14 protein-coding genes and 1 pseudogene are annotated in these 19,516 nt (G+C 50.9%); 4 read left to right on the top strand and 11 right to left on the bottom strand.

What is annotated here, in order from left to right; genetic code table 11:
- Nucleotides 1-58: 58 nt before the first annotated feature.
- The 7 genes from yhdP to csrD all read right to left on the bottom strand — a co-directional run bounded on the left by yhdP (nucleotide 59) and on the right by csrD (nucleotide 10,933).
- On the bottom strand, nucleotides 59-3,859 hold the full coding sequence (gene yhdP, locus EAS44_RS03255; protein ID WP_001253540.1) for an AsmA2 domain-containing protein YhdP: 3,801 nt from the start codon (nucleotides 3,857-3,859) through the stop codon (nucleotides 59-61).
- 67 nt (nucleotides 3,860-3,926) lie between these two features.
- Complete coding sequence (gene rng, locus EAS44_RS03250; protein WP_000123197.1) at nucleotides 3,927-5,396, bottom strand: ribonuclease G; 1,470 nt, start codon at nucleotides 5,394-5,396, stop codon at nucleotides 3,927-3,929.
- Nucleotides 5,386-5,979: a nucleoside triphosphate pyrophosphatase YhdE gene (yhdE, locus tag EAS44_RS03245; RefSeq protein WP_000203095.1), complete on the bottom strand. Its 594-nt coding sequence runs from the start codon at nucleotides 5,977-5,979 to the stop codon at nucleotides 5,386-5,388. Before yhdE ends, rng begins: the two co-directional genes overlap by 11 nt.
- Before the next feature lie 8 nt (nucleotides 5,980-5,987).
- Nucleotides 5,988-6,476, bottom strand: coding sequence for a rod shape-determining protein MreD (gene mreD / locus EAS44_RS03240; protein ID WP_000179409.1), 489 nt, complete (start codon nucleotides 6,474-6,476; stop codon nucleotides 5,988-5,990).
- The gene (mreC, locus tag EAS44_RS03235; RefSeq protein WP_000802518.1) at nucleotides 6,476-7,579 is read right to left on the bottom strand and encodes a rod shape-determining protein MreC; all 1,104 of its coding nucleotides are present in this window, start codon (nucleotides 7,577-7,579) and stop codon (nucleotides 6,476-6,478) included. The genes mreD and mreC overlap by 1 nt, the downstream gene beginning before the upstream one ends.
- A gap of 65 nt (nucleotides 7,580-7,644) precedes the next feature.
- Nucleotides 7,645-8,688, bottom strand: coding sequence for a rod shape-determining protein MreB (mreB, locus tag EAS44_RS03230; protein ID WP_000913396.1), 1,044 nt, complete (start codon nucleotides 8,686-8,688; stop codon nucleotides 7,645-7,647).
- A 304-nt stretch (nucleotides 8,689-8,992) separates the two neighbouring features.
- The gene (gene csrD, locus EAS44_RS03220; RefSeq protein ID WP_001241447.1) at nucleotides 8,993-10,933 is read right to left on the bottom strand and encodes an RNase E specificity factor CsrD; all 1,941 of its coding nucleotides are present in this window, start codon (nucleotides 10,931-10,933) and stop codon (nucleotides 8,993-8,995) included.
- 151 nt (nucleotides 10,934-11,084) lie between these two features.
- On the opposite strand from csrD, the gene yhdH reads away from it, so the two are divergent.
- The 4 genes and pseudogenes from yhdH (at nucleotide 11,085) to accC (ending at nucleotide 14,867) form a co-directional block, all read left to right on the top strand.
- Nucleotides 11,085-12,059 (top strand): MDR family oxidoreductase, encoded by a 975-nt coding sequence (gene yhdH / locus EAS44_RS03215; protein WP_001148493.1) that lies wholly within the window; start codon nucleotides 11,085-11,087, stop codon nucleotides 12,057-12,059.
- 185 nt (nucleotides 12,060-12,244) lie between these two features.
- Nucleotides 12,245-12,632, top strand: a pseudogene (locus EAS44_RS25495) (sulfoxide reductase heme-binding subunit YedZ); the annotation flags it as partial.
- A gap of 404 nt (nucleotides 12,633-13,036) precedes the next feature.
- Nucleotides 13,037-13,507, top strand: a complete 471-nt coding sequence (accB, locus tag EAS44_RS03210) for an acetyl-CoA carboxylase biotin carboxyl carrier protein (protein WP_000354622.1) — start codon at nucleotides 13,037-13,039, stop codon at nucleotides 13,505-13,507.
- A gap of 10 nt (nucleotides 13,508-13,517) precedes the next feature.
- Entirely contained in the window at nucleotides 13,518-14,867 is a 1,350-nt protein-coding gene (gene accC, locus EAS44_RS03205) for an acetyl-CoA carboxylase biotin carboxylase subunit (protein WP_000884645.1), read from the top strand.
- A 91-nt stretch (nucleotides 14,868-14,958) separates the two neighbouring features.
- Here the strand turns inward: accC and EAS44_RS03200 are convergent, their stop codons facing one another.
- Genes EAS44_RS03200 through EAS44_RS03185 form a run of 4 tightly spaced genes read right to left on the bottom strand, consistent with a single transcriptional unit; the run spans nucleotide 14,959 to nucleotide 19,475 of the window.
- Nucleotides 14,959-16,005, bottom strand: coding sequence for an aldose 1-epimerase family protein (locus tag EAS44_RS03200; RefSeq protein WP_000787056.1), 1,047 nt, complete (start codon nucleotides 16,003-16,005; stop codon nucleotides 14,959-14,961).
- Nucleotides 16,002-16,964 (bottom strand): sugar kinase, encoded by a 963-nt coding sequence (locus EAS44_RS03195; protein ID WP_000048611.1) that lies wholly within the window; start codon nucleotides 16,962-16,964, stop codon nucleotides 16,002-16,004. Before EAS44_RS03195 ends, EAS44_RS03200 begins: the two co-directional genes overlap by 4 nt.
- Before the next feature lie 21 nt (nucleotides 16,965-16,985).
- Nucleotides 16,986-17,975, bottom strand: a complete 990-nt coding sequence (locus EAS44_RS03190) for an ABC transporter permease (protein ID WP_000137053.1) — start codon at nucleotides 17,973-17,975, stop codon at nucleotides 16,986-16,988.
- The gene (locus EAS44_RS03185) at nucleotides 17,976-19,475 is read right to left on the bottom strand and encodes a sugar ABC transporter ATP-binding protein (protein ID WP_000132905.1); all 1,500 of its coding nucleotides are present in this window, start codon (nucleotides 19,473-19,475) and stop codon (nucleotides 17,976-17,978) included. It lies immediately after the preceding gene.
- Between the last annotated feature and the right edge of the window lie 41 nt (nucleotides 19,476-19,516).

Raw genomic sequence — 19,516 nt, 5'->3', positions numbered from 1 at the left:
GTTGGCCTTTGGCAACGATTATCATATGAGATTGGGGCAATTACGCGCCCTCGTCAAATCATTGCGCTTTTTCTTTGCGCGGTTGTCGCAACACTTCGTTGATTTGCGGATCGTCCAGCGGACCCGAAATGTGATAGCGCAAAATGGAGACTTTGCTCCACAGCGGTCCCAGCACTTTACTGGCGGCAAACACTGCCGCGCCAACAATGGGGTTAACCGCAAAGGCCGCAGCCACGCCGACCGTCGCAGAAATCTCTGGTGCGACAACCGCTTCCATATTCAGGTCGCGACGTACCAGATTTACCGACCCTTTCATAGCGATGTCCGCTTCCAGGCCATCCACCAGCGTGTCGTCGGTGTGCATAACGCCGTCTTTAATCCACGCGGTGCTGCGAATGGAGTCAAAATAGAACCCTTCGCCAAAAGTGTCTCTGAAATCAAAACGCAGCTTACGCATCAGGGCATCTACGCTCAATAAGCGCAGCAATTGCCCGGCATGTCCGGTATTGATTTCGGTAATTTCGCCTTTACCCAGTTGAGTATGAATGATGCCATTCAACGTCGCCTCATCTGGCTGCCAGGGTGCTTTGCGCCAGTGTAAATCGTAATCCACATTAAATGACGACTGGCGTATGGGCGTCGTGACACCAAAAAATTCTGCGGCGGCATCAATTTTCTGCCCGCGCAGTTTTCCTTTCAGCGAGGTACGTTCATTCCCCGGATTGTTAACCCATTCACCATCGGCAGTGAGCCGCGAAAAACCAGTATCAATCAGTCCATTAGTCAGCGTTAACGTATCGCCAGAAATGGTGATATCACTGTCAATACGACCGAATTTTTGCCCCCAGAACCAGCACTCTGCGCATCGTATTTGTGCGTCTGGCCAGCCACGGAAGTTAATGCGTTCCGTTGTCGGGAAAGGTGATGACTGTGTTGAATCACCACGAGTTTTCGCCACGCTTGGGTTGTAATAAAGATATTTGATATTCGCCAGCCACGGTGCGTTATTACGCATCGCCAGCGTGGCGTTGATTTCACGCCCTTGCGCCTCAACCAGGGTGCCATTTGCCGTCGGTTGCGAAACAATACTCAGGTTATTCCATTGCTGATTTCCCAGCGACAACATAGGCGTACGTAACGTTATGTGTTGTGGGAAACTCGCTGCACCACCGACACTCTCCGCCGCGCCTTTCTGGAACAGGGCCAGCCACTCGGCACCATTCATCGGCGGCATATTGAGTTCAACGCCACTTTGTTCCGGCAACGGCGGGAGCGTTTTACTGTCTGCCGCCCAAATAGCACGATCGAGCGTCAGCTTTTGACCGAGCAACCAGCGGCTATTGAAATGGTTATCCGCACCAGCCTGTCCGGTTAATTCAAAGCTGTTGAGATTGCCATCAACCTTAACGTTTACCGCTAGTGGTTCACCCGCAGGTTTGGCTAACGGTGAAGGTAAGTGACTGCTCACATTCTTCAAATCGCCGTTCAGCTCTACGTTATAGGTCGCGCCAGCATGATAAGGCAGATCAATGCCCACTTTACCATCCCACGCCACGCTGCCACTCAATGCTTCGTTCACCGCTACAGGCAGAACGCCGGTTTTCGCCGGTTGCCAGTTACCGTTGAGGTTTACCGCTACCTGGTAGGCTTTTGCCCCTTCCTTGGTGGAAAAATCCACGTTCAACGGCTGATTAAACCAGCTTGCTGTCAGTGGTTCACTTTGCAGATCGCCATTGATAAAGCTGAATTTACCGCTCAAATTTTTCAGGGTGCTGTCGAGTGGTTTGATAAACAGACTGTTATTACGCAGCGTCACTTCACCTTTCGCGGTTACCAACTCGCCGTTCAGCGGGATATCAAGATGTAAGCGAGCATTCACATCGCCGTCGAGCTGGAGTTCTTGCAGGGTCGCACCCAGGGAATCTTTCAGCGGTGTCTCATCAAAGTAAGGGCCAACGGCTTTACCCGGACCTTTAATGTCAGCGTCAATCAGCAGTTTTTCTTTTGAGTAGTCAGGGATCACTGCGGTGAGATTACTCGCGCGCACGCCGCCCAGATTAACGCCATCGGTTTTCATCCATAAACCGTCGTTAATAAAGTCCAGTTCAATATCAAGGTTAGTTAATGCAGGCCAGTCCGGCTGGAAGGCAAACTTCGCGTTGCGCAGCGGCACCAGCACTTCAAACTGACCTTCGTTGTGTTTATAGGGGAAGAGTTGCGGATTGCCACCATAAACCAGCGTCGCGTTATCCGCTTCACCGCCCTGAATCGCGCCACTTAAGTAATCAACCAGGTCTTTACCCATCAAGTTTTCCGGGAAATAGCGCCAGGCTTGTGAACCATCATCGGTACTGATGCCAGCCAGAATACCCAGCCAGGGTTCATCGTTAGCAGGTTGCAGGTAACGAAAACCGCCGCGCGCATGGACGGCTTTGGCTTTAACGTCAATATTACGCCCATCCAGCTGGAAACCTTTGTCATTGTTCAGCCAGCTTATCGTTGCCTGGCCGTCGGCGATTTCCAGTGGCGCACGGAATACCGTTTCGTAAGGCATCTTTGCCTGCTTCATCGACGCAGTAAGCAAACCATTTTCTACGCTGCCGGAAAGCGTCCCGGAGAAGTGTTCCGCACCCGGTAATAATTTCCATTGCTTCCAGGCCAGATCGCTCCACGATGCCTGAAAACGGGTCTTGTCTGCCGCCTGAAGCGGGATATCCAGCGCCAGAGTGTTAATCTTGCCGCTCGGTTGTGTGGAGCGCCAAACATCACCCAGTGCAGGTGAAAGTTTCGCGACCAGCGGGCGTACGCCCTCCAGGCCTGCCAGCTCCAGATTACTGGCGCGAATCCGGAGTTCGTCACTGCGTTTATTGTCTTTGCCGCCAACGTCCTGTTCCGGTATCCAGGCCAGCGTCAATGCTCCGCTCGGCCAGGGTTTGCCGTCCATCGTGATCCGTGTATCGGGAATAGAGAACTGCCATCCCGGATTTTCACGCGTAATATGCGCAGTCAGATTATCCACCGACAGCGTATGTGTTTCCTTCTCGCCCAACCAGCTGGCACCGCCCTGTTTCAGCCAGACGTCACCGCCGGTTACATCGCCTTTGTCGATCGTCATCCAGCCTTCAAGGGAGAACTGTGCCGTTTCCAGCGCAATATTGTCCTGCATCCATTTACCGAGCCACGGCTTCAGGTCGATGTCATCCGCCTGGAGCCAGACGCGACCATTGCTTAACAACCCCTCATCATCGCGCAAATCCATACGCACCTGCATCACGCCGTGCTGTCCGGTAAGGCTGGAGAGGCTTACCAGGCCTTCCGCACGGTGTCGACGTGGATCGTTCAGCCAGGTGAGCTGTGGGATCGCCAGCTCGGCGCGCTGACCGGATGGCGTCAGGAAACTGACTTCACTGTCGCGGAGATCGAAATGGTCAAATTGACGAAGAAACAGATCGCTGATGTGACTGGCTTCCAGGCTATCATTACCACCGCCGCTGGTGATAGGAGTGTTGGTGCGAAAGCGCAGCTGCCAGAAAGTGAGGTCGCGAAACTGCCAGCGCATATGTAACAGGCTCTGCCAGACATCCAGCGCAAGAGTAACGCGTTTAACCGAAAATTCGCCGCCATCTTTTAGTTCTGCACGGATGTCGTGCGCTTCAAGCGTCGGACCAAAATTCTGCCAGCTGGCTGAGAGCTGACTGGCTTCTACCGGCATGCCAGTCGCGGATTCTATTTTGTTGAGGATTTCCGGACGCCAGGCGTCAAGATGCGGTAAAGCAATACGCAGGCCGCTAACCAGCAGGGCAGCGATCACAACGAGCGCGGCTCCAGTAAGCAGTAAAATCCCCGGCAATCGCCTCACCCGTCACTCCTTGTCTGCTAAAAATGTGACTCAAAAACCCTTTGCCGGATGGCGGCCCAGCATCTGTTTACATCATTACGACGTCAAACTGCTCCTGGTTATAGAGCGGTTCAATTTGTACTTTAACCTGTTTGCCAACGAAAATTTCCACTTCCGCCAGCGAGTGTGACTCTTCGCCTTTCAAGGCTTCGGCTACTGCCGGAGAAGCATAGACCAGGAAACGGTCGGAGTCGTAAGCATGGTGGACACGAACAATCTCGCGCATGATTTCATAGCATACCGTTTCCACGGTTTTCACCGTTCCGCGACCGTGGCAGGTTGGGCATTCGTTACACAGTACGTGCTCAATGCTTTCGCGGGTGCGTTTACGCGTCATCTCCACCAGCCCCAGCGCCGAAAAACCATTAACGCTGGTTTTCACCCGATCTTTGCTCAGCGCCTGCTCCAGCGAGTGCAGCACGCGGCGACGGTGATCTTCATTATTCATATCGATGAAATCAATAATGATAATCCCGCCCAGATTGCGCAACCGTAACTGGCGAGCGATAGCCTGCGTCGCTTCAATATTGGTATTGAAAATGGTGTCGTCCAGATTGCGATGACCGACAAACGCTCCGGTATTGATGTCCACGGTGGTCATCGCTTCGGTCTGGTCGATAATCAGATAACCACCGGATTTCAGTTCTACTTTGCGTTCCAGCGCTCGCTGAATTTCGTTTTCGACATCAAAGAGATCGAAAATCGGCTGGCGTCCGGTGTAATGCTCCAGCTTGCTGGTCATCTCGGGAATGTACTCCGAGGTAAACTCCAGCAATGCTTCGTAAGTCAGGCGTGAGTCAACGCGAATGCGGTCGAGTTCGGCGTCGGCGAAATCACGCAGAACACGCTGCGCCAGCGCCAGTTCTCCGTACAGCTGATAACGGGTCTGCGGGCGTTTTTTACGCTCCATAACTTTGGTCCAGACGCGTTTCAGATAAGCGGCATCGGAGGCCAGTTCAGCCTCGCCAACCCCTTCCGCTGCAGTACGGATGATAAACCCGCCCTGCTCGTCGCAATACTCTGCGACCACTTTTTTCAGGCGTTCACGTTCTGATTCGCTTTCAATTCGTTGGGATACCCCAACGTGAGAAGCCCCTGGCATAAACACCAGATAGCGAGAAGGCAGCGTGATATCGGTGGTCAGGCGCGCACCTTTAGTGCCAAGCGGATCTTTCACCACCTGCACCATCAGATCTTGCCCCTGACGGACCAGTTCCGAGATGTCGCGCACCGTGAATTGCTTTTGTTCTTCACCCGCCACACATTCAGTGTGCGGCATGATGTCAGATGCATGAAGAAACGCGGCTTTATCCAGCCCAATATCTACAAAAGCCGCCTGCATACCCGGAAGTACACGACTTACACGACCCTTGTAGATATTGCCTACTATTCCGCGTCGCGCCTCACGTTCAATATGAATTTCCTGCAGAATACCGCCATCAATATACGCCACTCGAGTTTCCGAAGGCGTTACGTTTACCAACAATTCAGCCGTCATGTTTATCCCTTTTCTCACGCAGTGCGTTAAAATTACTTAATAATTCATACGTTTCAACCAGCGGTAAGCCGACTACGGCGTGAAAGCTGCCATTTATCTTCCTGACAAAACAGCCACCCAGCCCCTGAATACCGTATGCACCTGCTTTATCTAACGGTTCGCCGCTGGCGACATAGCCCGCGATGTCTTCGTCTGTTAACGTTCTGAAAGTCACATCGGTGACCACCAGGCAATCGAGAATGTGCTGGCTGTCAGCCAACGCCACTGCCGTCATCACCTGATGGGTCTGACCCGATAATTTGCGCAACATCTGCGCCGCATGCTCTGCGTCGCGCGGTTTCTCGAGCACTTCTCCGTTCAGGATAACGATAGTATCCGCACCCAGCACCGGGAGATCCTGCGCCGTTTGCGCGACACCCGCCTGTGCTTTCTCGCGCGCCAGACGCACAACATACTGCTGCGCGCTCTCCTGCGGCTGACGCTGCTCCTCAATGCCCGTAACAATACGTTCAAAGGTCACGCCAAGTTGCGCAAGTAACTCCTGACGACGCGGAGAACCGGAAGCTAAATACAGAGAAGTCATAGAAACCTTTATTGCACTGCAAACTGCTGACGGACTTTACGCATCAGCAAGAAAATCCACGGCCAGAGCACCCCATTGACTACACTACTCCAGAACACTTCCGGTCTGAAAGAGACGTTAATCACTAAAAACTCTGCCCAGAAAACAATAATATCCACCACCAGCGAAAGCAACATGACGACCAGCGCCTGCTGCCATAATGCGAGGTTGCGGAAAAGCTGGTATTTCAGCGCCACCAGGTAAGCAATGATGCTCATCGCCAATACGCGTACGCCAAGCGTCGAGCCGCTGATCAGATCCAGTATGGCACCCATCACAAAACCTGTGCCCACATTTACGCGATGGGGCAAGGCCAGGATCCAATACAACAAGATGAGTAACACCCAGTTTGGCCGGAAAACAATCAGATTATCCGGCCAGGGCATGATTTGCAGCAACAGCGCAATGAGGAAAGAGAGCCAGATTACCCAGCGTCCCTGGCTACGATAGCTCGCCACTATTGTCCTCCCGGCGCACGCGCAGGCGGTTGAGCACCACTTTGCGGCGGCGTAGCCCTTTGTGGAGAGCGATTAGCAGCGGGCTGTGTGGGCGCAGCAGGCGCAGTAACTGCATTTCCTGTCGCCGGTTGCTGCGGAGTCGGCTGAGTGATCCCCGTTGCCGGTTCAGGTAACTTTGGCCCCATCGCGTCTGGCGAAGGCAATACCTGCGGCATCATCTGCATCAAACGTTCATTAGCAACACGATGCACCTCTTCCGGCGTCATCGGGTTAGCGCCGTTACGATCCGCGCCCCACAGCAGCAGCAGATAACGCAAACGTTGCAGTCCTGCAGTCGGACGCGCCTGAATCACAGTATAAGCGCGCTGGGTATCGAGTTTTACGGAAGAGACAACCGCGACCGGATAGCCTTCCGGGAAACGACCGCCCAGACCGGAAGTCACCAGCACATCACCAACACGAATATCCGTATTCGCTGGCAGATGCTCAAGCTGCAAATCATCCGTACAACCGTTACCGGCTGCAATTACGCGGATATCGTTGCGCAGCACCTGGATTGGCAGCGCGTGGGTCGCATCACAAATCAGCAGCACGCGGCTGGTCAGTTTAGCGACGGCCACCACCTGACCAACAACACCTTTGTCGCTGATGACCGGCTGGCCTTCATAAACGCCATTAACGCTACCTTTATCGATAACAACTTGATCGCTATAAGGATCGTTAACCGTGGAGATAACCTGAGTCACCATTTTCTGCTCATCCTGACGCAGCGGGGAACCCAGCAGCTCGCGCAGACGCGCGTTCTCCTGTTTGTATTGTCCAAGCATCAGCAGTTCACTGTTTTTCAGCAACAGTTCCTGACGTAACGCCCGGTTTTCAAGTTCTAGTTGGTCACGCGAGGCCAGCGTCTGCGATACGCCATCCAGCAATTCACGAGGAGCATTGGAAACAAAGTAGAAAGGACTGACGGCGGTATCCATATAAGTACGGATTTGACTGAACGTCCCCAGGCGGCTGTCGGCAATAATAATGCCGAGCGCCACCAGCACCGCCAGAATAAGGCGAATCTGTAGCGACGGGCCACGGCTAAAAATTGGCTTCATAAGTTATGCGTATTCTCGTATCAGACCAGGCAGGGTAAACAGACACTTCCCCTGCCTGCATCCGATTACTCTTCGCTGAACAGGTCGCCGCCGTGCATGTCGATCATTTCCAGCGCTTTGCCGCCACCGCGCGCCACACAGGTCAGCGGGTCTTCAGCAACAACGACTGGAATGCCGGTTTCTTCCATTAACAAACGGTCAAGGTTACGCAGCAGTGCGCCACCACCGGTGAGCACCATGCCGCGCTCGGAGATATCGGAAGCCAGTTCCGGCGGGCACTGTTCCAGTGCAACCATTACCGCGCTCACAATACCGGTCAGCGGTTCCTGCAGTGCTTCGAGGATTTCGTTGGAGTTCAGGGTAAAACCGCGTGGAACACCTTCTGCAAGGTTACGGCCACGAACTTCGATTTCACGGACTTCATCGCCCGGGTAAGCCGAACCGATTTCGTGCTTGATACGTTCTGCGGTGGCTTCACCGATCAGAGAACCGTAATTACGACGTACATAGTTGATGATAGCTTCGTCGAAACGGTCACCACCAATGCGCACGGAAGAGGAGTAAACCACGCCGTTCAAGGAGATAACAGCAACTTCAGTGGTACCACCACCGATATCAACCACCATAGAACCGGTCGCTTCAGAAACCGGCAGGCCAGCACCAATTGCGGCAGCCATCGGTTCTTCAATCAGGAAGACTTCACGGGCACCAGCGCCCTGCGCGGATTCACGAATTGCGCGGCGTTCAACCTGGGTCGCGCCAACCGGCACACAAACCAGAACGCGCGGGCTTGGACGCATAAAGCTGTTGCTGTGCACTTGTTTGATGAAGTGCTGGAGCATTTTTTCAGTCACGAAGAAGTCGGCGATAACGCCGTCTTTCATTGGGCGAATGGCAGCAATATTGCCCGGCGTACGGCCCAGCATCTGCTTCGCGTCATGACCTACTGCAGCTACGCTTTTCGGTGAACCGGCACGATCCTGACGAATGGCCACCACGGAAGGCTCATTCAATACGATGCCTTGTCCTTTTACATAAATGAGGGTATTCGCAGTACCCAGGTCAATGGACAAGTCATTGGAAAACATGCCACGAAATTTTTTCAACATACTAAGGGATAATCCTGAAAGCTGGGGCGGAAAAGAAAATCCGCTTACTTTACCAACCACACGCAGCAGCGACAAGGCGCAAAAATCATCTGCTACGGTGAAAATTAGTGCAGTTCGTTTCCTTTGTTACAAATCTCTGCCTGAGTCCAGAAAGGCTTAATGCATCAGCAGCATTCCTCGCCTGTTTGCAACCGCGTAAGGTCATTCATCTGCATATGTGCTGCAACAATCTGGCGAGCAGACAAGCACACTCCCATGAGACGCAGCGCGCGTTATTCTACGTGAAAACGGATTAAACGGCAGGTTAAACCGAGTATCTTTGTGAATATTTTTTCACGTTAGTATCAAGTGGCTGTGAGGACGCGAAAAAATCCCCTTGCCCACCTGTAACACCGCGCTGAATCAGGGTCTGCCACTCGCTTCGCGAACGTACGCCGGTGGCGTAAACCTGGGTGCTGGTCCCGGAGCAGGCTTCCACCAGGCTTTGAACCAGCAGCTGGTTCTCCGTTCGCTTCTCAATGTTTCTGACCAGCCCCGGATGGAGCTTGAGTAACTCAACATTAAGTTCTTTGATCCAACTGGTGCTTACCAGCGTCAAACCAGCCTGGTTGACGGCTACCCGTACCCCTAAAGCATTCACTAAACGAATAACAGGTTGTAAGCGACTGATATGTTGACCTACATCGGCCTCTGCAAGTTCAATAATTATGCGTCTTCGTTGCGATTTTTCACATTGCATTAACGTATCGCGCAGCCAACGCTGAAAACGCGGGCGAATCAGCGACTCAACGGTAACCTGAATCGCCAGATTTTCCTCTGGCCAGTAACGCAATAGTGGAATAAGACGGCTGATTAGCAGGCGGTCATACTCTTCCGATAAACCAAACTGCAAGACCATCGGCATATACTCTGCCGAGCTAACCTCTTCATTACCATCGAAGATGCGGCACATGAGTTCACGATGATGAACCCGGCCTTCGCGAGTAACCGCCGGTTTTTGATAAAGGCGCGGGCCGCCGCGACTGAGCATTTGCTCGATAAGCGTACGCCAGCGAACATTACCGCGTCCTTTTTCAGGCAACGAGTCATCGTAAATAGCCCAGCTATTGCCGCCCTGCAATCCCGCATTACGCGTGGCAGACTCTGCATGTTCCATTACCTGCTCGGTATCCTGACCACTACGCCAGGCACAGATACCAATGTGGATCATATCGTCGCGATCGAGCATTTTATTGTTCGGCAAGGTATCGACGGCTTTGATTAACTGACTGGCGATGCTCTCTGCCTCTTTTAACGTCCGGTGCGGTAACAGCGCAGCAAAATCACTGCGGTGGTAACGCGCCAGCAGTGCGCCAGGGTAGCGCATCATAAATGTCGATAGCAGATTCGTCAGAGAGAAGAACTGTTCTTCAACCTGGCTGTGCCCCCAGGTATCACTCAACATATTGAAATCCGGCAGACGAATCATCATCACGATCCCGTGGGTACCTACTTTCTCTTGATCTTCCAGTAACGTTGCTAACTGATTATCGAAAAAGAGTCGGTTATTGAGGCCGGTTTTCATGTCCTGGGCGGCATAAGAGCGGATCAGCGTATCAAGACGGCTGTGTTGTTCGCGTGCGTTCTGAATTTCACAAAGCAGCGTATCCAGCGCACTGCTGGTTCTGGGCGGCCATTCATAGATGGTTCCCAACACATTAGAGCCACGCTCACCGTTTAAGATACGAGTAGCCCGGGTTTCCAGCAATTCTTGCCCGGCAAGTTGCCGTTGTAACCAGCGTACCGCCAGGAAGAGCATAAGAATGATAAAGCCAATCGCCCCCGTGAGCGGCGCGGTGGTCATTAAAGAATGGAAATAGTTGCCCATCGGATCCTGATAAACCAGACGCAGCGACATCCCCGGATGCTTTATCAACGGAACGCTCAGTTCACGAAACAGATCGTTGGTGCCAACCGGACGATAACTACCATTTCTGGCCAGGGTATAAACCTGCTTATCACCATGGAGCAGGTCTACACGAACGATATCTGCCGACATCATTAATTCGGTAATTTGTGGCCTTAATGTGCTGAAGTCATTCGACACTAGGTGGGTATCAATCGCCGTCGCCACCGCCTGAACACGATGACTAAACTTATACTGAATGGCGTTGTAGAAACTTAGCGAACAGCCCAGCAAAGTCACAAAAATTGTTAACCCGGTGAGCAGCGTGACAAAGGCCGAAAATTTCGTCGTTAATCTCATCCTTGTGTTAACTCCGATAGTGAGGAAGCGGGCATACTAGCAAATCAGATTTATCTCGCAATTTATTGCGCTTCATCGGCTTTGCTTTTCCATTAGCGAGTATAGTCTTCAGAAATTATTTTCCAATCCATCATGCACATGAGGACCACTTATGCAGGCGTTACTTTTAGAACAGCAGGACGGCAAAACTCTCGCATCAGTACAGACTCTGGACGAAAGTCGCCAGCCGGAAGGCGATGTCACGGTTGATGTTCACTGGTCGAGCCTGAACTACAAAGATGCGCTGGCGATTACCGGTAAGGGAAAAATCATCCGTAATTTTCCGATGATTCCTGGGATCGATTTTGCCGGAACTGTACGCACCAGCGAAGATCCGCGTTTTCATGCCGGTCAGGAGGTGTTACTCACTGGCTGGGGCGTTGGTGAAAACCACTGGGGTGGGCTGGCGGAACAGGCGCGAGTGAAAGGTGACTGGCTGGTTGCCATGCCGCAAGGGCTGGACGCGCGTAAAGCAATGATTATCGGTACTGCCGGTTTTACCGCCATGCTGTGTGTGATGGCGCTGGAAGATGCCGGTGTTCGCCCGCAGGATGGGGAGATTGTCGTGACGGGTGCCAGTGGTGGCGTCGGCAGTACCGCCGTGGCGCTGCTGCATAAGTTGGGTTATCAGGTCGTTGCTGTTTCCGGTCGCGAAAGTACCCATGAATATCTGAAAAGTTTAGGTGCCAGCCGTATTCTTCCTCGCGATGAGTTTGCTGAATCCCGTCCTCTGGAAAAACAAGTCTGGGCTGGGGCAATTGACACCGTTGGCGACAAAGTGCTGGCAAAAGTGCTGGCGCAAATGAATTACGGCGGCTGCGTGGCGGCCTGTGGTCTGGCGGGTGGTTTTACTCTGCCAACCACGGTCATGCCATTTATTCTGCGTAATGTCCGTTTGCAAGGGGTGGATTCAGTAATGACGCCACCAGCACGCCGCGCACAAGCCTGGCAGCGACTGGTCGCCGATTTACCGGAATCATTCTATACCCAGGCGGCAAAAGAGATATCTCTGGCAGAGGCACCGAAGTTTGCCGAGGCCATCATTAATAACCAGATCCAGGGTCGCACGCTGGTGAAGGTTAACTAACCATTTAGCAAGGATTAATAAGAGAGGGAACTCATTTTGAAATCATTATTCAATCGGTTAACGGAAAAAGCGGTTAGTCGGACAGCTTTCGTCGAACACCTTGGTCAGGAAGTTGTACAACATCATCCAAACTGGAAAGTCATGATTTCGACTGACCATAAATTGATGCGCATTGATACTCCACCAAACAGCCATTATTGATACGCCTCCGTCGCCTGTTAGGTTTATGGTGCTTTGCCTTGGCGACGCTACGCTTAATCTGTTACTGATTTCTGGTACCATGGGGGGAATAATCTGATTTTATTTGATTACAAATTAACCACTTAAACCTATTGAATGCGGAACATTGTCAGTCGGTTAATTTTGCGTGCTTTAGCATTCACATCTTTCCGGACGATGCAGTGAAAATTGGGTAATCCCCAGCAACCGCTGCGTAATGTCGTCTATCTTGTCGCGATCCTGGCATCCCTACATTATTTGTGGTCTGTGAAGATTATCTCATTGCAGCCCCCCATCTTCGCAGGGCTGGCTTTACAGCTTTTCACCTTACGTTATAAGAAGTTCCGTCGATGATGGCGCTAATTTCGTGAATTGTGCGGCTTGTTGCAAATTACACGGTGTTGAAGGTTATTTACATGTTAGCTGTTGATTATCTTCCCTGATAAGACCAGTATTTAGCTGCCAATTGCTACGAAATCGTTATAATGTGCGACCTCGTCCTCCCTGACGCAGTTTTTGCGCTGCGGAAAAGGTGACATTGGCGCAACGAAGGTATATTTTGTTTTTTGCCGGAGGATAGCAGCAGATCGCTGCACAATGTCCGTCAAGTCTAACATTGACACTCTGGGGCAAAATAGACCGGCGTCCCGGCCTGCTGGAATTTATCGCTATGCATACAGCTGTCGGGGCATACGCTTTACAGACGGCGGTGAAACGCCTGTCACAATCACACTAAACAAAGAGTACGGAACCCACTCATGGATATTCGTAAGATTAAAAAACTGATCGAGCTGGTTGAAGAATCAGGCATCTCCGAACTGGAAATTTCTGAAGGTGAAGAGTCAGTACGCATTAGCCGTGCAGCTCCTGCCGCAAGTTTCCCTGTGATGCAACAAGCTTACGCTGCACCTATGATGCAGCAGCCAGCTCAATCTAACGCAGCCGCTCCGGCGACCGTTCCTTCCATGGAAGCGCCAGCAGCAGCGGAAATCAGTGGTCACATCGTACGTTCCCCGATGGTTGGTACTTTCTACCGCACTCCAAGCCCGGACGCAAAAGCGTTCATCGAAGTGGGTCAGAAAGTCAACGTGGGCGATACCCTGTGCATCGTTGAAGCCATGAAAATGATGAACCAGATCGAAGCGGACAAATCCGGTACCGTGAAAGCAATTCTGGTCGAAAGTGGACAACCGGTAGAATTTGACGAGCCGCTGGTCGTCATCGAGTAACGAGGCGAACATGCTGGATAAAATTGTTATTGCCAACCGCGGCGAGATTGCATTGCGTATTCTTCGTGCCTGTAAAGAACTGGGCATCAAGACTGTCGCTGTGCACTCCAGTGCGGATCGCGATCTAAAACACGTATTACTGGCAGATGAAACGGTCTGTATCGGCCCTGCTCCGTCAGTAAAAAGTTATCTGAACATCCCGGCAATCATCAGCGCCGCTGAAATCACCGGCGCAGTAGCAATCCATCCGGGTTACGGCTTCCTCTCCGAGAACGCCAATTTTGCCGAGCAGGTTGAACGCTCCGGCTTTATCTTCATCGGCCCGAAAGCAGAAACCATTCGCCTGATGGGCGACAAAGTATCCGCAATCGCGGCGATGAAAAAAGCAGGCGTTCCTTGCGTACCGGGTTCTGACGGCCCGCTGGGCGACGATATGGATAAAAACCGCGCCATTGCTAAACGCATTGGTTATCCGGTGATTATCAAAGCCTCCGGCGGCGGCGGTGGTCGCGGTATGCGCGTAGTGCGCAGCGACGCTGAACTGGCACAATCCATCTCCATGACCCGTGCGGAAGCGAAAGCAGCTTTCAGCAACGATATGGTTTACATGGAGAAATACCTGGAAAATCCTCGCCACGTCGAGATTCAGGTACTGGCTGACGGTCAGGGCAACGCTATCTATCTGGCGGAACGTGACTGCTCCATGCAGCGCCGCCACCAGAAAGTGGTCGAAGAAGCACCGGCACCGGGCATTACCCCGGAACTGCGTCGCTACATCGGCGAACGTTGCGCTAAAGCGTGTGTTGATATCGGCTATCGCGGTGCAGGTACTTTCGAGTTCCTGTTCGAAAACGGCGAGTTCTATTTCATCGAAATGAACACCCGTATTCAGGTAGAACACCCGGTTACTGAAATGATCACCGGCGTTGACCTGATCAAAGAACAACTGCGTATCGCTGCCGGTCAACCGCTGTCGATCAAGCAAGAAGAAGTTCACGTTCGCGGCCATGCGGTGGAATGCCGTATCAACGCCGAAGATCCGAACACCTTCCTGCCAAGTCCGGGCAAAATCACCCGTTTCCACGCACCTGGTGGTTTTGGCGTACGTTGGGAGTCTCATATCTACGCGGGCTACACCGTACCGCCGTACTATGACTCAATGATCGGTAAGCTGATTTGCTACGGTGAAAACCGTGACGTGGCGATTGCTCGCATGAAGAATGCGCTGCAGGAGCTGATCATCGACGGTATCAAAACCAACGTTGATCTGCAGATCCGCATCATGAATGACGAAAACTTCCAGCATGGTGGCACTAATATCCACTATCTGGAGAAAAAACTCGGTCTTCAGGAAAAATAATTTGTGACGCGCGGTGTTTCCATCGCGCTTAGCAAAGAACGTAATCAACGCCGGGCCTGTTAACGCTGCCCGGCGTTTTTATTGCCGTTAGCTAACGGTAGCTTGCAATTTCCGCTTTCAACGCGCTAATTTCAGCATCGCCATCAACAATTCCCAGCTCAAAGCAGTATGTCTTTGTTTCCCCTGGCTCTATAAAGGGCAGACGCCCCTGCGCTCGTTCTTTATCACGACCGTCAGGAAAACTATTGCTGACCTCCAGCCCCATAACATATTCACCCGCGCCTAAATTTTTCCACTGGATAAAGTTGGGTAGCTGCATGGTGTCGAATTTCTCGTAAATTCCCCACCCCAGTTCGGCGTTCACCAGCGCAACTTTACTCATCCCCTGACTGTCGCTATTCAACGTGAGATAGTAAACCTGCTCGTCAAAACCGGGCTGTGGGGTACAAATCTCCAGATGACTGGCTAACCCTTCCGCCGCATGCGGAGTTCGTGGCGTTATGCTTTTAGCCGACAGCAAGATTTCTGCCTGTGGCGATAATAAAGGCCAGCCGTAATTAAAGTGATAAAGAATTTGCAGCGGCTGGCGGGTGAAACCATGATTAGTCACCTTGTCTTCAATGCGCATTACATTTTCGCCATAACGGCAGCGAATGGTCCTTTCCAGCGTCAGATTTTCACCGAACAATCGTGTTTCCCGTACTTTGCCATTGATGACAAATTCAATGCTGTCGTCGGTCCGTTCTGTGCGATACCCCACCTCTTCTGCTGGAGTCGCAGCCAAACGCCCGTGTAACCCCAGCGTTTCTCCTTCATCCTCACAGGGCGTGCCAATGTAGCTAAGTCCGCAGGTAGTCAGTAACCCCGCGTAAAAGCTACGTAAAAACCCGTTGCCCTGAGACTCAAAAAAAGCGGGGGCGACAACACCGTTGGGGGTGATAAAAGAGAGCGCAGTGTCCTTGTAGCTGGCCCATGCAATATCCAGCGCGCGATCTTTTACCACCGTAAATGCCAGTCCCGCACCAGTACGGACATCAAACGCTTCTGTACCCTTTGCTCTGCCACTACGTAACTCATAGTGTTTAATTCCGGCAACCTGCGAGAGATCGCCAATCCACGACCAAATTTCGTTTTTCATTGTGCTGCTTCCCGAATGGACATGTCATGGCGCTGGATGAACGTTTCTATTTCCATAAGGCGAGACGTTCCCTCCATTGGGCCACGTCGGGTTACCGCCAGTGCACCGCAGGCGTTGGCATATTGTAATGCCCGATGGGCGTCAAACCCTAGCTGGCGGCAGGCAATCCATGCGCCACCAAAACAGTCTCCCGCACCGGTCGGGTCAACTTCTTCCACCGGATAGCTCTCAACATGAAACTGCTCATTCGCGGAGTAGTAACTGGCTCCTTGATTGCCGCGCTTCACAATCACCTCTTTAACACCTTCTTCAAGAAAACCAGCGATTGCACGCTCCGGCGTCGAGTGTGGCGACAAGAGCAACACTTCCCCCTCACTGGGCATATAGATATCCGTTAACTCAAGAACAAAGTGGAGGGCATCGCGCATTTCTGGAATATCAAGCATTTCTTTACGAATATTCGGGTCGAAAGAAATAACGCCACCATTTGCTTTAACGATGGTTACTGCTTTTTTTACTGCGTCTACCATATGGAATGAAAACAGGGATGAACCCATAATATGAAAATGGGTACAATCCTTCAGAATATTTTCATCAACATGCTGTGCCGATAATTTACCGCAAGCGGCATTCTTGATATTAAAAATAAAATCGCGATCGCCAGAGTTATGATAAGTAACAAAGGCACTACCGGTGGCTTCCAGAGGTAAGACTGAAATCCCCCTGATGTCCACACCGTCAGCAGCCAGACGATGTATATTAATATCACCAAAGCCATCATTCCCCACGCAGCTAATGATGCCGCACGGGACGCCAAGACGTGTCACCTGGTCGATAAAAATAGCGGGCGCACCACTGGGATAAGGGCCGTTCCAGATACCTGGTTGATCAAATGGCTGGCCGATTTTACTCGCCATAATTTCAACCAGAATTTCTCCAATTGTGAAGACCTTACTCATATGATTAATTCCTTGAAATGATTAGCTGCGTTTTCTTTTATTTCTTACGTCAAAATAAACGGCTACAAGAATGACTAATCCTTTAACCACCATCTGGTAAAAATAAGGAACATTCATTAAGTTCATGCCATTATTAATAACGCCGATGGTTAATGCGCCGATCACCGTCCCCACCACGGTTCCATAGCCGCCGTTCAGGCTGGTGCCTCCCAGTACAGCCGCGGCAATAGCATCCAGTTCGTAGCTCAACGCGGAATTCGGTTGCCCGGAATAGAGGCGTGAGGCAAGGATCATCCCGCTGATACCTGCCAGCACGGCTGTAATCATAAAGACTTTAATTTTCAAGCGGGTGACATTTATCCCTGAATAAATTGCCGCTTCTTTATTACCACCAGTGATATAAATCTTTCGTCCAAAGGTTGTTTTAGTAAGAATGAAATGGTTAATCAGCAATAAGATAATTAATATCCAGATTGGAATAGGTATATAGAGAAATTCTCCATTCCCCAGCGCCAGAAAGGCATCATCTTTAATCATGATGGGCATACCATCGGTCACTATATAAGCGATACCACGGAAGATCCCCATAGTAGCAACGGTGACAATAAACGACGGGATCCCCGCTATAGCCGTCAAGCCACCATTTATCATCCCCAGAGTCAGTGCTGCAATAATGGATAATGGGACCAATAAAACAAATGGAATTCCCCATGAAGCCCCAAGCGCAGCAAATGTGCCAATCAATGCAATGGTTGAACCGACCGATAAATCAATATCGCCAAGCAAAAGCACATAAGTCATTCCATAGGCGGTAATTGCAATTATCGAAACCTGAAGAATAATATTAGTAATGTTATTGGCGGTAAAAAAACTGTCATTAATAAAACTGAACAGAATGATTAACACCACCATTCCACTGAGGATACCACCATATTGCCTGAAGACTTTTTTAAAATTATTTGCAATGGGAATTTCCGAAGGTTTCGGACTGGCAAGAGTTTTCTCTGTCATTTAACGTACTCCTGTTGCAGCGGTCATTACCTGTATCTGCGTTAAATTTTCACATGAATAAATATCGGCAATCGTTTTATTACGCATTACCACCAGACGATCGCTAAGTGCCATGACTTCTGGCAGTTCAGAGGACACCAGAATAATTGCTGTCCCTGCCGCAGCCAGTTGACGTATCACGTTATAGATTTCAAATTTTGCGCCGACATCCACTCCGCGCGTTGGCTCATCGAGCAATAAAATACGCGGAGTTTTCTCCAGCCACTTCGATAACACGATTTTCTGTTGATTACCGCCGCTCAGTGCTCCCACTGCCTGATGCACAGAACTCACTTTAGTGTTCATTCTGGCAATTGATTGCAGCGTCTTCGCCTCTTCTTGTCGGTGATTGATGAGTCCCATCCGCGAAGCGTTATATTGAAACGCCACATGGTGCGTGTTCATATTGACGTCGTGCATCAGCACTAACCCTTCTTCCTTGCGGTTTTCGGTCACAAAAGCAATGCCATGATCAATAGCCTGTTTGGGATTAGCGATCCTGACTTCCTTACCATCAATCAACACAGTCCCGTGATACGAAACGAGGCCAAATAGCGCCTTCATCACATCGGAACGCCCGGCCCCCACCAGGCCAAAAAATCCGAGGACTTCCCCCGGACGCACAGCGAAACTGACCTCTTTAAAAAGCGAAGGATGGGAAAGATTTTTTACTTCCAGTTTTGCAGGAACATTTTCATCCGGTTTTTCCCCAAGACGTGCTGGCCAAATATTTTTCATTTCCCGACCAACCATTTGGGCAATCAAGTGCTGGATATCACTGTTTTTCTTTTCATGCGTAGCGATATACTCACCGTCGCGGATCACCGAAATATCATCTGAAATCCGCATAATTTCATCCATGCGATGAGAGATATAAATAACCGCACAGCCTCGCTGCTTTAATTTTTCAATAATGTTAAACAGGATCTCCGCTTCATTATCACTTAGCGAGGATGTCGGTTCATCCATAATCACGACATCCGCTGCATAGCTTAAGGCTTTAGCAATTTCTACCAGTTGCCTATGTGCCATCGACATATTGCCGACCATTTCCAGTGGGTCTAGTGGTATGCCCAGGTCCGCGAGGAGATTCTGGCAATCTGCGAGCATTTTTTTATCGTTAATGATGCCAAAACGTCGCGGTTCATTATTGGCATAAATATTTTCCGCCACGGTCATATTATTACTCAGGCTCAGTTCCTGAAAAATAATCGCAATCCCTAACTGGCGAGAATGCTGCGGATTATTAATGGTGATGGTTTCACCACGTAGTGTTATCGTTCCCTGGGTTGGCGGATAAACACCGGCCAGTATTTTCATTAATGTCGATTTACCGGCACCATTCTCGCCTAATAAAGTATGCACCCGCCCTTTACGTAAAGAGAGTGTAATATCTTTTAATGCCTGAACATGACCAAATGTCTTCGCAATATGCGAAACATCAAGAATAACATCCGTCATAATGACCTCGGTGTCACAACAAAACGCCAATAACGTTTTGT

It is taken from the genome of Escherichia coli DSM 30083 = JCM 1649 = ATCC 11775, from assembly GCF_003697165.2.
Lineage (GTDB): Bacteria > Pseudomonadota > Gammaproteobacteria > Enterobacterales > Enterobacteriaceae > Escherichia > Escherichia coli.
This window is presented reverse-complemented; position numbering and strand designations above follow the sequence as displayed.

Coding starts and splice junctions, on each gene's coding strand:
- EAS44_RS03195 (WP_000048611.1), bottom strand. CDS start 16,964: ATGAGTAAGGTCTTCACAATTGGAGAAATTCTGGTTGAAATTATGGCG.
- accB (WP_000354622.1), top strand. CDS start 13,037: ATGGATATTCGTAAGATTAAAAAACTGATCGAGCTGGTTGAAGAATCA.
- mreC (WP_000802518.1), bottom strand. CDS start 7,579: ATGAAGCCAATTTTTAGCCGTGGCCCGTCGCTACAGATTCGCCTTATT.
- mreB (WP_000913396.1), bottom strand. CDS start 8,688: ATGTTGAAAAAATTTCGTGGCATGTTTTCCAATGACTTGTCCATTGAC.
- csrD (WP_001241447.1), bottom strand. CDS start 10,933: ATGAGATTAACGACGAAATTTTCGGCCTTTGTCACGCTGCTCACCGGG.
- yhdH (WP_001148493.1), top strand. CDS start 11,085: ATGCAGGCGTTACTTTTAGAACAGCAGGACGGCAAAACTCTCGCATCA.
- EAS44_RS03190 (WP_000137053.1), bottom strand. CDS start 17,975: ATGACAGAGAAAACTCTTGCCAGTCCGAAACCTTCGGAAATTCCCATT.
- EAS44_RS03185 (WP_000132905.1), bottom strand. CDS start 19,475: ATGACGGATGTTATTCTTGATGTTTCGCATATTGCGAAGACATTTGGT.
- EAS44_RS03200 (WP_000787056.1), bottom strand. CDS start 16,005: ATGAAAAACGAAATTTGGTCGTGGATTGGCGATCTCTCGCAGGTTGCC.
- accC (WP_000884645.1), top strand. CDS start 13,518: ATGCTGGATAAAATTGTTATTGCCAACCGCGGCGAGATTGCATTGCGT.
- yhdE (WP_000203095.1), bottom strand. CDS start 5,979: ATGACTTCTCTGTATTTAGCTTCCGGTTCTCCGCGTCGTCAGGAGTTA.
- rng (WP_000123197.1), bottom strand. CDS start 5,396: ATGACGGCTGAATTGTTGGTAAACGTAACGCCTTCGGAAACTCGAGTG.